The 13,709-nt window shown below is 66.2% G+C and carries 13 protein-coding genes; 9 read left to right on the top strand and 4 right to left on the bottom strand.

The window, feature by feature from the left end:
* Nucleotides 1-190 precede the first annotated feature (190 nt).
* The 3 genes from EXZ48_RS19945 to EXZ48_RS19935 are packed head-to-tail and all read left to right on the top strand — an operon-like array spanning nucleotide 191 to nucleotide 3,505.
* Nucleotides 191-928: a sulfite exporter TauE/SafE family protein gene (locus EXZ48_RS19945; protein WP_023515505.1), complete on the top strand. Its 738-nt coding sequence runs from the start codon at nucleotides 191-193 to the stop codon at nucleotides 926-928.
* A 28-nt stretch (nucleotides 929-956) separates the two neighbouring features.
* A complete protein-coding gene (locus tag EXZ48_RS19940) occupies nucleotides 957-2,111 on the top strand; it encodes a 2-methylaconitate cis-trans isomerase PrpF family protein (protein ID WP_130517788.1) in 1,155 nt (384 codons plus the stop codon).
* A complete protein-coding gene (locus EXZ48_RS19935; RefSeq protein WP_130517787.1) occupies nucleotides 2,108-3,505 on the top strand; it encodes a CoA transferase in 1,398 nt (465 codons plus the stop codon). Before EXZ48_RS19940 ends, EXZ48_RS19935 begins: the two co-directional genes overlap by 4 nt.
* 32 nt (nucleotides 3,506-3,537) lie before the next feature.
* Here EXZ48_RS19935 and EXZ48_RS19930 read toward each other — a convergent pair whose 3' ends face one another.
* Nucleotides 3,538-4,194, bottom strand: coding sequence for a GntR family transcriptional regulator (locus tag EXZ48_RS19930; RefSeq protein ID WP_050745605.1), 657 nt, complete (start codon nucleotides 4,192-4,194; stop codon nucleotides 3,538-3,540).
* Between the two features lie 172 nt (nucleotides 4,195-4,366).
* Between EXZ48_RS19930 and EXZ48_RS19925 the strand changes: the two genes are divergently transcribed.
* The 6 genes from EXZ48_RS19925 to rraA all read left to right on the top strand — a co-directional run bounded on the left by EXZ48_RS19925 (nucleotide 4,367) and on the right by rraA (nucleotide 9,288).
* Nucleotides 4,367-5,422: an AbrB family transcriptional regulator gene (locus EXZ48_RS19925; RefSeq protein ID WP_165909377.1), complete on the top strand. Its 1,056-nt coding sequence runs from the start codon at nucleotides 4,367-4,369 to the stop codon at nucleotides 5,420-5,422.
* Between the two features lie 118 nt (nucleotides 5,423-5,540).
* Nucleotides 5,541-5,798 (top strand): hypothetical protein, encoded by a 258-nt coding sequence (locus tag EXZ48_RS34940; RefSeq protein ID WP_156334123.1) that lies wholly within the window; start codon nucleotides 5,541-5,543, stop codon nucleotides 5,796-5,798.
* The gene (locus EXZ48_RS19920) at nucleotides 5,716-6,612 is read left to right on the top strand and encodes a LysR family transcriptional regulator (RefSeq protein ID WP_050745607.1); all 897 of its coding nucleotides are present in this window, start codon (nucleotides 5,716-5,718) and stop codon (nucleotides 6,610-6,612) included. Before EXZ48_RS34940 ends, EXZ48_RS19920 begins: the two co-directional genes overlap by 83 nt.
* A 118-nt stretch (nucleotides 6,613-6,730) precedes the next feature.
* Nucleotides 6,731-7,816, top strand: a complete 1,086-nt coding sequence (locus EXZ48_RS19915) for an Ldh family oxidoreductase (RefSeq protein WP_050745608.1) — start codon at nucleotides 6,731-6,733, stop codon at nucleotides 7,814-7,816.
* A gap of 3 nt (nucleotides 7,817-7,819) precedes the next feature.
* Entirely contained in the window at nucleotides 7,820-8,797 is a 978-nt protein-coding gene (locus tag EXZ48_RS19910; protein ID WP_130517783.1) for a D-2-hydroxyacid dehydrogenase family protein, read from the top strand.
* The gene (rraA, locus tag EXZ48_RS19905) at nucleotides 8,794-9,288 is read left to right on the top strand and encodes a ribonuclease E activity regulator RraA (RefSeq protein WP_130517781.1); all 495 of its coding nucleotides are present in this window, start codon (nucleotides 8,794-8,796) and stop codon (nucleotides 9,286-9,288) included. Before EXZ48_RS19910 ends, rraA begins: the two co-directional genes overlap by 4 nt.
* A gap of 71 nt (nucleotides 9,289-9,359) precedes the next feature.
* Here the strand turns inward: rraA and EXZ48_RS19900 are convergent, their stop codons facing one another.
* From EXZ48_RS19900 to EXZ48_RS19890, 3 genes are all read right to left on the bottom strand, one after another.
* Nucleotides 9,360-10,418, bottom strand: coding sequence for an isocitrate/isopropylmalate dehydrogenase family protein (locus EXZ48_RS19900; protein ID WP_130517778.1), 1,059 nt, complete (start codon nucleotides 10,416-10,418; stop codon nucleotides 9,360-9,362).
* Between the two features lie 53 nt (nucleotides 10,419-10,471).
* Nucleotides 10,472-11,578 carry a 4-oxalomesaconate tautomerase gene (locus EXZ48_RS19895; protein ID WP_023515256.1) on the bottom strand — a complete coding sequence of 369 codons (1,107 nt, stop codon included), beginning with the start codon at nucleotides 11,576-11,578 and terminating at the stop codon, nucleotides 10,472-10,474.
* A 93-nt stretch (nucleotides 11,579-11,671) separates the two neighbouring features.
* Nucleotides 11,672-13,696, bottom strand: coding sequence for a tripartite tricarboxylate transporter permease (locus tag EXZ48_RS19890; RefSeq protein ID WP_130517775.1), 2,025 nt, complete (start codon nucleotides 13,694-13,696; stop codon nucleotides 11,672-11,674).
* Nucleotides 13,697-13,709: the final 13 nt, after the last annotated feature.

Here is a 13,709-nt window from a genome sequence, read left to right as displayed (position 1 = left end):
TCGATACCCTCGACGAGGTCACATACATGAACAACGGAGGTATCCTGCAAACCGTCCTGAGAGACCTCGCAGCTTGACGACATAAAGGGCACCGGGTCGTGATCGATCCGGTGCCCAACCCTGAAAGGCGGCGCCGCCGCTGCCGAACGATGCCGCGCCGGCCCTTCGCCCGGACAATTCCGAGCTCTCCATGACCGTTGTACTCTTCGCCGGCATGACCGTCACGGTGTTCCTGACATCGCTGTTGTCAGGCATTTTCGGCATGGCCGGCGGGATGATCCTGCTCTGGGTCCTCCTGTTCCTTGTGCCTGTCGCCACCGCCATCGCCGTGCACGGCCTGGTACAGATGGTATCGAACGGGTCGCGGGCCTGGTTTTCCCGCGACTACCTCGACTACCGCATCCTCGCCGTCCTCACCGCCGGCCTGTTCAGCGCCGCGATCCTGCTCCTGCTCGTCGCCTACCGTCCGAGCCTCATCGTCGTCTCGATCGTCGTCGGCCTGCTACCGATCCTCGTCTGGCTGCCGCTCGGCAAGCTGGAACTCGACGCGTCGAAACCGCTGCACGCCTTTGTCTGCGGTTTCGTGTCCGGCGGGCTGGCGATTGGCGTCGGTGTTTCCGGGCCAAGCATCGACGTCTTCTTCATCCGTACCAACATGGACCGCCGCACGGTCATCGCCACCAAATCCGCCATCCAGTTCTTCACCCATGCGACCAAGGTGATCTTCTACTGGGATGCAGCCATGACGCTTTCATCGGAGGGCTGGCTGGCGGTCGCCGCGGCCGTGCCCATCGCCGTGCTGGGCACACGCTCGGGCAACATCATCCTGCACCGCATGACGGATGCCAATTTCCGCGCCTGGACGCGCTGGATCGTGACCGGGATCGGCGCTGTCTACTTCGTTTCGGGGATCATGCAGCTCGCCTGAGGCAAGGCCCGGGCGGGAAGGAGGGACGATGACACAGACGTTCATACCGGCCGTCTTCTATCGCGGCGGCAGCAGCAAGGGCCTCTTCTTCCATGCCCGGCACTGTCCGCCGGATCATGCAGTGCTCGAACGGATGCTGCTCTCAGCTCTCGGCAGCCCCGATCCCAACGGCCGCCAACTCGACGGCATGGGCGGCGGTACCTCGTCGCTGTCGAAGGCCGTCATCATCGGCCCGCCGACGCATCCGGACGCCGATGTCGACTATACGTTCGCGCAGGTCGCCGTCGACCGCCCGGTCGTCGACTGGGGCGCCAATTGCGGCAACCTCTCCTCAGCCGTCGGCCCCTTCGCGGTGGACGAAGGGCTGGTGTGCGCGGCGGACGGCGAGGCGCTGGTGCGCATCCATCAGGTCAACACGAAGAAGATCATCCATGCCCGCTTTCCGGTTCGCAACGGCAAGGCCGTAACGACGGGCAATGCCACCGTGGACGGCGTTGCGGGAACAGGAGCGCCCATCGCCCTCGACTTCCTCGATCCCGGCGGCACGGTGACATCCGGTCTCCTGCCGACGGGGCAGGTTATCGAGACGATCGAGATCGATGGCCGCGCCTTTGACATGTCGCTGGTCGATGCCAGCAACCCCGTCGCCTTCGTTGCGGCGAACGATGTCGGCCTTGCCGGATCGGAGCATCCCGACACCATCGAGGCGGACCGCGCCGTCATGGCACTGCTCGACCGGCTGCGCCGTGCCGCCGCTGTGCGGATGGGGCTTGGGCAGACACCCGACAGTGTTGGCCTGGCCAATCCCAAGATCGCCGTCGTCTCGGCGCCTGCCACCTTCGTAACGCTCGACGGCCGGACCGTCGAGGGCGCGGCACAGGACATCGCGATCCGCATGCTCTCCATGGAACGCGCGCACCGGGCGGTGACGCTGACCGGCGCCATGTGCCTTGCCGTCGCCTGCCGGATCGAGGGGTCGCTGCCGCATCGGCTATGCTCCGGACACGCGGACATGCAAGCCATCCGGGTTGCCCATCCCTCCGGCATCGTCGAGGCCGGTGCGACCGTGTTTCAACGCGGCAACGGCTGGCATGTCGAGAGCGGCCGGGTCTACCGCACGGCACGGCGCCTGATGCAGGGCGAGGTGGCCATCGCCCCATTTGAAGGGGAGGGGGACCGATGAGCCTCGGCGCCGCGGAAAGGCCGCTTCAGGACCTCCTCAAGGCTGCCAGGTGGGACGACGCGCCCCTCGAGCGTCTCACTTTCGAGGAGCGGCCCAAGGCGCTCGCCACGTCCTGGCCCATCGCGCCGCTTGCCACCGCGGTGCTCGGCGCAGTGGGGCTGGCGGCGTCGCGCATCCGCGAACTGAAAACCGGCAAGTGCCCACACGTTTCGCTGGACACGCGAGAGGCGGAGCTTGCCATGGCAAGTTCCAGCTACCTGCTGGTCGATGCAAAGCCCGCCAAATTCCGCGATCCGTTCACTGGCTTCTATGCGGCGGCGGAAGGGGAATGGGTCTATCTGCACGGCAATTTCCCCCATCTGCGGGACGGCCTGCTCGCTCTCCTGGGCGTTGCCAACGATGGCGCTGCGGTGCGGGCGGCGGTGGCCAAGCGCCGGGCAGAGGACATCGAGAGGGAGGCAATCCGGCGCGGCCTGTGCGCCGCCCGGGTGCGGGGGCGAGTCGACTGGCTGCGCGAACCGCAGGCCGCAGCCATCGCGGCGCAGCCTCTCGTGTGTCTAGAACAAGGCGGAGCCACGGCCATGCCGCTGCCGCCGGGCGGCGAACGGCCGCTTTCCGGCCTGCGCATGCTGGATCTCTCCCGCGTCATCGCCGGCCCCATGGCCGGCCGCACGATGGCCGAGCACGGCGCGACGGTCATGCGCGTCTCCAGCCCCCGCCTTCCGTCGATCCCCTCCCTGGTGATCGATACCGGCTTCGGGAAACACGCGGCCTTCTGCGAATTGGATACCGCGGAGGGGATAGCGTCCTTGCGGGCGCTCGCCGCCGATGCCGATATCGTTCTCGACGCCTACCGGTCGTCATCGCTCCGCGAACGCGGCTTCGGGCGCGAAGATTTCTACCGTCTCAATCCCCATCTCGTCCATCTCTCGCTGTCCGCCTTCTCGCTGCAAGGTCCCTGGCAGGGGCGCAGGGGCTACGACAGCCTCGTGCAGGCAACAACCGGCATGGCGATGGAGGGACGCGAGGGCAGGGGACCAGCGCTGCTGCCGTGCCAGCCGCTCGACTATCTCACCGGTTATCTCGCCGCCTTCGCCGCCATGCTCGCCCTCATCCGGCGCCATGAAAAGGGTGGGCGCTGGCAGGCGACGCTGTCACTTGCCGCGACGGCGCACTGGATGTGGCGCATGCGCGACACGCTGGGTGAGGATGCCGCGCACCCGTCCGCCAACCCGGACTTTGCCGCCGTGGCCGATCTGCTGGAGACGCATGACACCGCCTTCGGCCGCGTCACCGCCCTGCGGCCGGCGCTTCGTTTCGACGGTGTGCGCGCCGTCTGGAGCCGCATGCCCGTGCCGCTCGGCAGCGATCCCGCCTGTTGGCCACAGCCATGACGGAGGCGCAAGCGACAAGGCGCAGGAATGCTTCAGCTCTCGGTCCTGGTGATGACGAGACGAACCTCGAGCGCCGCCTTGATATGGCCGACCGCCGCCTTTTCCGCCCCCTCCGAGTCGCGCCGACGGATCGCCTCGATGATTGCGACATGCTCGTCGGTCGCCGTCGTGGTGCGGCCCGGCTGGATGAAGGTCGTGTCAGGCAAAAGCGCGATCGTCTCCTGCAGGTCCTCCACCGCCTGGCGAAGGTAGCGGTTGCGGGCGGCATCGTAGAGGCGCGCATGGAACTGCCGGTTCCACTGGGCAGCAACCTTCGGATCCTCAGAGGTCGCAAAACGGGCATTGAGCCGCTCCAGATTGGCGATCTCGGCCTCGGTCGCATGGCGGGCGGCAAAGCGGGCGACGACACCCTCCAGTTCCTCGCGCATGGCATAGAGTTCAAAAATCTGCTGCATGGAGAGGATCGAAACGGCGACCCCGCGGCCAGGGGCCGCCTCGAGAAGGCCCTTCTCCTGCAAGCGACCCAGTGCCTCGCGCACCGGCGTGCGGCTGACCCCGAGGCGGGTCGCCACCTCCTCCTCGCGCAACGGATCGCCCGGCCGATAGATGCCGTCGCGGATGGCCGTCAGAATGGCCTGATAGGTGCTCTGGCCGCGCGTCTTGGAAAGCAGGTCCTTGGATGCGGTCATGGCTGGCTCTCCCGTCCGTGTGGACTTTCCGGCTACAGAAGGAAAAAGGCGTTGTCCACGGGCTTGTTTAATTGCATGCCATTGGATGCAAAGCAAAAGCGAAATGGTACGACCTTTGTCGAAGCATGAGACCCCACCCCTGAAGGCGGCCGGGCACGGCAAGACCGTTCCGTTGCATCAGACCCTCCGCACACTGGCCATCGGTACGGTCGGCGGCTGGTGCGGCTACATGCTCGGCCTGCCGCTCGGCTGGCTGCTGGGTGCGATGGTATTGACCATGGCGCTGGCGATTGCCGGTATACGCGTGAGCGCCTCGCCGAAGCCGCGTGCGGCGATGATCGCGGTTGTGGGACTGATGGTCGGCAGCGCCTTCAAGCCTGAAGTGCTGCGCCAGGCGGCCGAGTGGCCGGTGAGCCTTGCCGCCGTCGCCGTTTATACCGTCATCGTCGCAGCGTTCGGCATCGTCGTATGCCGCCGGCTCGGCCGGCTCGATCCGGCAACGGCCGCCTTGAGCGGCATGCCCGGCGGCCTCAGCGAACTGATCTCCATGGCGCCCGCCTTCAAGGCGGATGTACGCAGTGTCAGCATGGTGCATGCGACGCGCCTCGTTCTCCTGATCACGATCGTGCCGCTGTCGCTCACCCTCTCCGGTGCGCTTGCCGCGCTCACGGGGCGCACAGTCGACAGGACGATGCACTGGGCGCTGACGATCTCGCCGCTGGATGCGGCCATTCTAGCCGGTTGCGCCGCGCTCGGCATCATCCTCGGCCGCCGCCTCCACCTGCCGGCGGCGAACCTGACCGGTCCGCTGGCGCTGAGCGCCGCGGCCCATATGACAGGCCTGACGGATGCGGCGGTACCCGACCTCGTTATCGCCGTCGCTCAGGTGGTGATCGGTGCGACGATCGGCCAGCACTTTGCCGGCGTTGCACGGCGCACGATGCTGACCGGCGTGGTGCTCGGCCTCGTTCTCACCTGCTTCAGCCTCACCCTGGCCGCACTCTTCGCCATCGCCTTCGACCGCTATCTCGATATTCCCTTCGCGCTCGGCCTGCTCGCCCTGGTCCCGGGCGGCTTGCCGGAGATGAGCCTGATCGCCATCTCGCTCGATGCCGATCCAGCCTTCGTGAGTCTGCATCACCTGTGTCGCGTGATCATCGTCGTTCTGGCCGCGCCGTCGATCCTGCCGCTCTGGTTGCGGTTGTCGGGCGGGGAGGGTAAGGGCTGAAGGCAGGAGACAGGTGTTGCCGAGGCGCGATGCCCTCCTCGCCAACCGTCGCTACCCGCCAGCAACAGGAACCGATAGGCCATGGATATCGAGCAACCCCCAATCGGTGGAACGTGCCATGATCCTGGTCATCCTTTCCAACCTCGCCTCCGCCATCGAACGCTATCTCGCCTTCGTCCGACGCTGCGGGGATTACTCGCTGCACCGTTTCGACGCGAGCCTCGTGGCGCGGGTGCGACGCGACTTCGGCCTTACCGATCCATCCCTGCCGCCGACAGCAACGGAGGCGCAGCATGCAGCCCTTCGACCCGGTAACGGCACGCCTCGTCGTCGCGGTCTCTCGGTACGGGTCCATCGGGCGGGCGGCGGAGCATGAGAACATTGCGCCGTCCGCCGTCAGCCGGCGCATCAGCGAGCTGGAAGCGAGACTTGGCGTTGCGCTGTTCGACCGCTCCCTGCAGGGCGCACGCCTGACGCCGGCGGGTGAGGTCTATGTCTCCGGCTGCCGGGAAATTCTGCGGCAGGTCGCCGACCTCAACACGCAGATGGTCGATTTCTCGACGGGCACGCGCGGTTCGTTGCGGCTTGCCTGCACCAGCTCCTCCCTGTCGGGCCGGCTGCCGGAGCTTCTGGCAATCTATGCACAGAGCCATCCCGGCATCAGCCTCGACATACAAGAGATGTCGGCGGCCCTTGCGCTTGCCGCGATGGACGATGGGCAGGCGGACATCGCGTTTGTCGCAGACAACAATGATGTCGCACGCTTCGAAACGGAGATCTTCGAGGACGACAACGTGCTCGTCCTGTGTTCGCCGGATCATCCGCTAGCGGCATGCCTGCAATCGGGAAAACCGGTCAGCTTCGACATGGTGGCCGAATACGAAATGGTGGGCATCCACCAGAGCGGGGCGCTCGACCGGCTGCTGAATGAGGCTGCCGCGCGCAGCGGCCGGGCGCTCGGCGAGCGGGTGCGCGTCGAAACCTTCCCGTCGCTGGTGCGCATGGTCGAGGCAGGTTTCGGCATCGGCTTCCTTCGCTCGACAAGCCTGCATCTGCTTGCGGGAACGGATGTCATCAGCGTGCGCCTCTCGGACGAATGGGCCAGCCGAAAGCTGCTTTCCGTGCGGCGCGGATCGAGCCCGCTCTCCCGACCGATCCGGGAGTTCCTGGCATTGGCCCGCACACGCTAGGGTCAAGATCGAGGGCAGCATGTCATCCAGATTCTCTGGATACAATAGTATACATTCGCATCTCTCACTGCTAGATCTTGCTCTCATACCCTTGGACTTCCTGCAGGAGGATCGGTGCATGCCGGGAAAGGACGACACGATCGCGCATGTGGACGCGCAACGACTGGAGGCGCTGGTCGCCGCGATTTTCGCCGGCCTCGACGTCCCCGAACAGGATGCTGCCTCCGTCGCGCGCTATCTCGTGCTTGCCGATCTACGCGGTGTCGGCACCCACGGCGTTTCACGTATTCCCGTTTATGCGGACCGCCTGCGCCGCGGCCTGGTGCGCGCCCGACCTGATATCCGCGTCACGCATCCGATGCCCGCTGCCGCGCATGTCGATGGCGATGATGGTCTCGGCTTTGTGGTTGCCCGCCGGGCCATGCAGGAGGCGATCACTGCCGCAGAGCGATGCGGCATCGGCATGGCGAGCGTCCGCAACAGCGCCCATTTCGGCATGGCCGCGGCCTATCTGCTGGAAGCGATCGACGCCGGTTATGCCGCCTTCGTTTTCACCAACGCTTCGCCCACCATGCCGGTCTGGGGCGGACGCACGCCCTTCCTCGGCACCAGCCCCTTCGCCTTCGGCGCGCCGGGTGGCGAGGGCTCGCCGCCGATCGTGCTCGACATGGCAACCTCCGTCGTCGCGCGCGGAAAAATCCGCCGCGCGATGCAGCAAGGCGAACCGATCCCGGCTGGCTGGGCGCTCGACGCGGAAGGCCGGGAAACGACGGACGCCCGCCGGGCCTATGAAGGCATCGTGCTGCCGCTTGGCGGCCCGAAGGGATCGGGACTGTCGCTGATGATGGAGGTCCTGGCCGGCGTGATGAGCGGCGCGGCCTATGGCGGCACGGTCGGCGACCAGTATCGCGATCTCGACCGGCCGCAGAATGTCGGCCACAGCTTCATCGCCTTCCGGCCCTCGCTTTTCCTCGGCGAAGCGGTCTATGGCACGCGCATGGGCGACCTCGTCACCCGCGCCCGCGCCTGTCCGCGGATCGACGACGATCAGCCGATCCTGATGCCGGGAGAACCGGAGGCGAACCGCATGAAAACGCGGCTTGCCGAAGGGATCCCGCTTACCGCAGCCGACCTTGCCATGCTGCGCGAACAGGCGGGTCTCGCCGGCCTCACCGTTGACCTCGACACGCTCGGAAAGGTTTGAACCATGCTGCGGATCGCGATCCTCGACGACTATCAGGATGTGGCACTTTCCTTTGCGGACTGGACCTTGCTCGGCGACGACTGCGAGATCGTCCGTTTCGACCGCAACCTTGCGAGCGAGGATGAGGCCGCAGCATCGCTCGCCGGATTCGACGTGCTCTGCCTCATGCGCGAGCGCATGCCACTTTCCTCCGGGCTGATCGAGCGGCTGCCGGCCCTAAAGCTGATCGTCGTCACCGGTGCGCGCGTGCGCACCATCGACATGGAGGCCGCCGTCGCCCGCGGCATCACCGTCTGCCACACCCATGCCGGCGAATCCGCCCATGCGACACCGGAAATCGCCTGGGGGCTGATTCTCTCGCTCGCCCGGTCGATCCCCGAAGAGGACGCCCGCATCCGCGCTGGCGGCTGGCAGCGCACGGTGGGAACCGTACTCGGCGGCAAGACGCTGGGGCTCGTCGGACTCGGCAAACTCGGTGGCCGCATGGTGCCGATCGCCAAAGCCTTCGGCATGGAGGTGATCGCCTGGAGCCAGAACCTGACGGACGAACGCGCCGCCGAGGCCGGCACCCGCCGCGTCGACAAGGAGACCCTGTTTCGCGAGGCTGACGTGGTCTCGCTGCATCTCACCCTTGGCGAACGCAGCCGGCACACCGTCTCCGCTGCTGAACTCGGCCTGATGAAACGGGGCGCATGGCTGATCAACACCGCGCGCGGCCCGCTGGTTGACGAGGCGGCGCTGATCGAAGCACTGCGGCAGGGCCGCATCAAGGCCGGGCTCGACGTCTTCGACATCGAGCCGCTGCCGGCCGATCACCCGCTGCGCACCCTGCCGAATACCGTGCTGACGCCGCATCTCGGCTATGTCACCGAAGGCGCCTATGCCGCCTTCTACCGCGACACGGTGGACAATATCAGGGCCTGGCGCGACGGTGCGCCCGTGCGGGTGCTCGCCGCACCGAAAACGGAGGGAAGACCGTGACAGACATCATCAAGACGGCGGATCTGGTCGACAGCCACGATGCCGAGGTGCGCTTCTGCGAGAAGCAGTGGAAATCCTACGGTCGGCGCAAGGGATTCCATGGCGAGATCGTCACACTGAAGACCTTCGAGGACAACCGCCTGCTGCGCGCCACACTTGAGGAAAACGGCACGGGTAAAGTGCTCGTCGTCGATGGCGCCGGCTCGCTGCGCTGCGCGCTGGTGGGCGACCAGATCGCCGCCCTTGGCCAGGCGAACGGCTGGCGGGGCCTGCTGATCAACGGCGCGATCCGCGACAGCGCCGATATCGACACGATGGATTTCTGCGTGATGGCGCTCGGCCAGGCGCCGAAGAAGAGCGGCAAGACCGGCCATGGCGCCCGCGACGTGCCGCTCGTCTTCGGCAATGTCGAATTCCGCACGGGGGCCTATCTCTATGCGGATGCCGATGGCGTGCTGGTGGCGGACGGACCGGTCCATTCCGCCAACTGAGCGGAGCCGGCGAAACGATCATGTTGCAGCGGCACCGGGGTTCACACCCCGGTGCCGTTTTCTTTGCCGGCTCAGCCAAGGGCCGCAACGACCGTCTCGGTGAACTGCGCCGTGCCGAGTGGTCCGCCAAGATCTCGGGTGCGGGTGGCAGCATCGGAAAGCACCCGGTCGATGGTGCCTTCGATGAGGGTCGCAGCTTCGCCATAGCGCGCATCGCCGGTGCGCTCGCCGTGCCAGCGCAGCAGCATCGCGGCCGACAGGATCATCGATGTCGGGTTCGCCTTGTCCTGCCCGGCAATGTCGGGGGCGGAACCGTGCTGTGCCTGCGCGGCGGCATGGTCGGCACCGGCATTCAGCGAACCGGCAAGACCGAGGCTGCCTGACAGTTCGGAAGCGAGATCGGACAACGTGTCGCCATAGAAGTTGGTGGTGCAGATAACGTCGTAGCGGCTCGCATCGCGCACGAGCAGCGCCGCCATCGCGTCGATCAACACCTCCTCGAGCTCCACGTCGGGATAGCCGGCGGCGACCTTGCGCACCTCCTTCAGGAAGAGCCCGTCGGTCAGCACGAAGGCATTGGCCTTGTGCACCGCGGTCACTTTCCGCCGGCGCCGGCGCGCGAGCTCGAAGGAGGCCCTGGCAATGCGTTCGATCGCCCTTGCCGTCACCTTGCGCATGGAGATCGCCACATCCTCCGTCGGCATGTATTCGCCGGTCCCGGCAAACATGTTCCGATCCGGATACATGCCCTCCGTCGCCTCGCGCATGATGACGAGGTCCATATCCGTGCCCCGGTGGAAGACGCCCTTGCGGGTGCGGGCCGGGCGGATGTTGGCGAAGAGATCGAGCTGGGTGCGGAAAGCCGCCGAGACGTTGATGCCGCCCTTGTCGCGCGGCGGATAGTCGAGATGCGAGATCGGGCCGAGCAGAGTTCCATCCATCCCGCGGGCCCGATCGAGCAGATCCGCAGGCAGCGTCGTGCCGGCTTTCTCCAGTGACGCAAAGCCGATGTCACGCGTCGTGTAGCGGAAACCGAAGGCAAAGCGCCGGTCGACGGCATCCAGCACCGCGACGGTAGCGCCAACGATTTCCGGGCCGATACCATCGCCCGGGAGAACAAGCAGTTTCATGATTCCATAAACTCCAGAAACAGAAAGCGGGGTTACCCTGCGATACCGGTGGCTCAAGCCGCAGGAGGCGCCGACAGCAGGGCCGCCGCCGGCACGAAGATGTTGCCCTGCATCAGCTTGCGCGCGGTGCGCACCACGCCGCCACTGATGATCTCCACAGCATTGCCATCCGGCTTGCTCGTCATCGCAACGTCGATGATACCCGTCGGATGCTCTATGATCACGGTACAATCGTCCCCCTCCGGCCGTTCCGCAAGGCCATCCGCCACGGTGCCCGGCACCAGCACGCAGGAGGAGACGCAGAGGCCGCCCGTCACCGCGAAGGCCGCATGGGTCTTGTGCGGCACGAAATAGCGCGCGGCGACGTTGCCGCCATCTCGCGGGGCGGCCAGCATGGCCATTTTCGGCACCACCTTGCCGGTGACGTCGCCAAGGCCCATCCGGCGGCCCGCCTCCATGCGCATCGCCTCCATGCGTGCAAAAAACGCCTTGTCGGCATCGAGTTCGGCGGCGCTCTCATAACCGGTCTTGCCGACATCGGCCGCCCGCACGATCATCATCGGCACTGCCACGTCGATAAGTGTCGCGTTGACCCCGTCGATCCCCTCGATCGGCTTGCCGGTCGGCAGCAAGGCGCCGGTCTTCGAGCCGACGATATCCATGAAATTGAGCCGGATCTCTGCAGCGGTGCCGGGCACGCCGTCAATGCGGGCGTCGCCCTCATAGTTGACGGCTCCATCGGGCGTCTCGACGATCGCCTCGATGCGGCTCTGGGTGTTGATGTCGTAGATGACGACGCTGGTTCTCTCCCCACTGACCGGCACCATACCCGTCTCAATGGCGAAGGGGCCGACGCCGGACAGCATGTTGCCGCAGGAGGGCGAGGTATCGACGATCGCCTTGTCGACGGAGACCTGGGCGAAGAGATAGTCGACATCGACACCTTCGCGGCTCGACGGACCGACCATCGCGACCTTGCTCGTCAGCGTGTCGGCGCCGCCGAGGCCATCGATCTGGCGGATATCCGGCGAGCCCATCGCCGCCAGCAGCACACGTGCGCGGATATCGGGATCCTGCGGAATATCCTGCATCTTGAAGTAGGGTCCCTTCGACGTTCCGCCGCGCATGAGAATGCAGGGGATGGGATGTTGTGCTGGCATGATGCCCTCGCTGATTGATGTAGACAATTGGACGCAATTGCACACCTTGCAAATCGGCGTGCGAAGCCCCGGCGTTGCCGCCGGGGATGAGGGTCAGCGCAGCGGCCAGACCAGCTGGTCGTAGAACTGGTTCTGCAGGAGACCGCCCGGCAGGTTCATGTGCAGGATCGAGGTCAGCAGCAGCACGAGGCCGACGGCAGCGCCAGTCAGCACCAGCGTCTGCAGCCAGCTCGACTTTCCGACGATCCTCAGGAAGGCGACGAAGAAGCCGATCAGCGCCAGCGTGAAGCCGACGAGGCCGATGGCCGCGACGAAGCCAACCAGCCAGCCGACGAAGCGCCAGAGGCTGCCGCTGGTCGCGCCGTCATCGAGATCGAAGTTCATGGTACCGGCCGTACCGCGTCCCGTGGCACCCCGGACCTGCCAGAACAATACGGTGGCGGCGGTCAACAGGCCGACCGTGCCGACGGTGATCGGGAACACCGCGTCGAGGAACGAGTTCTCCGCCCCTTCGACGATGGTAAAGACGAAGAAGGCGACAGCGATGGCGCTGAAGATGACCTGAGGCCAGAGGTTCCTGGCGGCCGCCGTCTCGTCCTCCTCGCGCTCGAAATCGATATCGGTGGTGATGCCACCGGGCACGGTTTCCTCCTTCTGGCGCATGCGCGAGCGGCTGGTGAACCAGAGCGAGGCAACGGTGACGAGCGCGATGACGATGGCGATCGGGCGCAGCGGGAAGCCGTATCCGTAGAATTGCACCGCCTGGTAGAAGTAGGTCTCGACCTGGCCGGCGAGCACGAAGCCGATGAGGAAGGCGGGGCGGGGCCAGCCGAAGCGCTTCAGGAAAATGCCCGTCAGCGCAACGATCAGCAGCGCCACGATGTCCTCGAACGACCGGGTCGACTGGAAGGCGCCGAACACGATGATGAGGATCATGAAGGGCGCGAAGAGCACGAAGCGGATGGTCGTCAGCCGCGCAATGCTCGGCGACAGGGCGATGCAGGCCGCCGTGCCGATGACATTGGCGAGCGCCAGCGTCCAGACGACCGTATAGGTGAGGTTGAGGTCACGGTTCGGGTCGGCCATGCCGGGGCCGGGCTGAAGCCCGATCAGGATCATCGCCGCGAGGAAGATCGCCATCGAGCCGGAGCCAGGGATGCCGAAGAGCAGGGTCGGAATGAGGTTGCCGCCGGCGCAGGAGTTGTTGGCCGCTTCCGGGCCGATCACGCCGCGGATATCGCCCTTGCCGAACTGCGACTTGTCCTTGGCGCTCTGCACGGTGTGACCGTAGGAGATCCAGTCGGAAACGCTGCCGCCGAGGCCGGGCATCAGACCCACGCAGGCGCCGATCGTCGAACAACGCAGCGTCAGCCACTTCTCCCGCCAGGTGTCGCGCACGCCGTCCAGCCAGCCGCGGCCGAGCTTGCCGGTACTCGAAATGCTCGAGTTACCGCGCAGCAGGTCAAGCACCTCCGGCAGGGCGAAGATACCGAGGCCGATGATGGTGATCTCGAGGCCGCTCATCAGGTAGAGCGAGCCGAAGGTCATGCGCTCGCCGCCATTGGCGGGTGCCGTGCCGATCGCACCGAAGGCAAGGCCGAGCGTACAGGCGGCGATGCCCTTCGCCAGGCTGCTGCCCGAGAGCACGCCCACCATGGAGAGGCCGAAGATCGCCAGCATGAAGAGCTCCGCCGACGTGAAGCTCAGGATGAGCGGCCGGGCGACGATGACGATGCCGGTGAGACAGAGCGCGCCGAAGAGGCCGCCGATCATCGAGGCTGAAAAGGAGGCGCTGAGTGCGCGGGCCGCTTCGCCCTTGCGGGCAAGCGGGAAGCCGTCCAGCACGGTCGCCTGCGAGGCGGACGAGCCGGGAATGCCCATGAGGATGCAGGAAAAGGTATCCGAGGTCGGAATGACCGCCAGCAGGCCGACCATCATGGCGATCGCCGCGGTCGGCTCCATGCCGTAGACGAAGGGCAACAGCAGCGACATGCCGGCAATGCCGCCGAGGGCCGGCAGGATGCCGACGATGAGGCCCACCGCGACACCGATCATCATGTAACCGAGATGGTGGAGGGTCAGCAGGTTGTGGAGCGAAGTGACGAAGACATCGATCACTGTGGCTGTCCTT

The sequence above is a fragment of the Shinella sp. JR1-6 genome, from assembly GCF_004284735.1.
GTDB lineage: Bacteria > Pseudomonadota > Alphaproteobacteria > Rhizobiales > Rhizobiaceae > Shinella.
Note: the sequence above shows the minus strand (reverse complement) of the source record. Positions and strands in the feature narration are given on the sequence as shown.

Bases quoted from the DNA above. Each gene is read 5' to 3' on its own strand.
- EXZ48_RS19940 (WP_130517788.1), top strand. From the start codon at position 957: ATGACACAGACGTTCATACCGGCCGTCTTCTATCGCGGCGGCAGCAGC.
- EXZ48_RS19910 (WP_130517783.1), top strand. From the start codon at position 7,820: ATGCTGCGGATCGCGATCCTCGACGACTATCAGGATGTGGCACTTTCC.
- EXZ48_RS19935 (WP_130517787.1), top strand. From the start codon at position 2,108: ATGAGCCTCGGCGCCGCGGAAAGGCCGCTTCAGGACCTCCTCAAGGCT.
- EXZ48_RS19915 (WP_050745608.1), top strand. From the start codon at position 6,731: ATGCCGGGAAAGGACGACACGATCGCGCATGTGGACGCGCAACGACTG.
- EXZ48_RS19900 (WP_130517778.1), bottom strand. From the start codon at position 10,418: ATGAAACTGCTTGTTCTCCCGGGCGATGGTATCGGCCCGGAAATCGTT.
- EXZ48_RS19945 (WP_023515505.1), top strand. From the start codon at position 191: ATGACCGTTGTACTCTTCGCCGGCATGACCGTCACGGTGTTCCTGACA.
- EXZ48_RS19930 (WP_050745605.1), bottom strand. From the start codon at position 4,194: ATGACCGCATCCAAGGACCTGCTTTCCAAGACGCGCGGCCAGAGCACC.
- EXZ48_RS19920 (WP_050745607.1), top strand. From the start codon at position 5,716: ATGCAGCCCTTCGACCCGGTAACGGCACGCCTCGTCGTCGCGGTCTCT.
- EXZ48_RS34940 (WP_156334123.1), top strand. From the start codon at position 5,541: ATGATCCTGGTCATCCTTTCCAACCTCGCCTCCGCCATCGAACGCTAT.
- EXZ48_RS19895 (WP_023515256.1), bottom strand. From the start codon at position 11,578: ATGCCAGCACAACATCCCATCCCCTGCATTCTCATGCGCGGCGGAACG.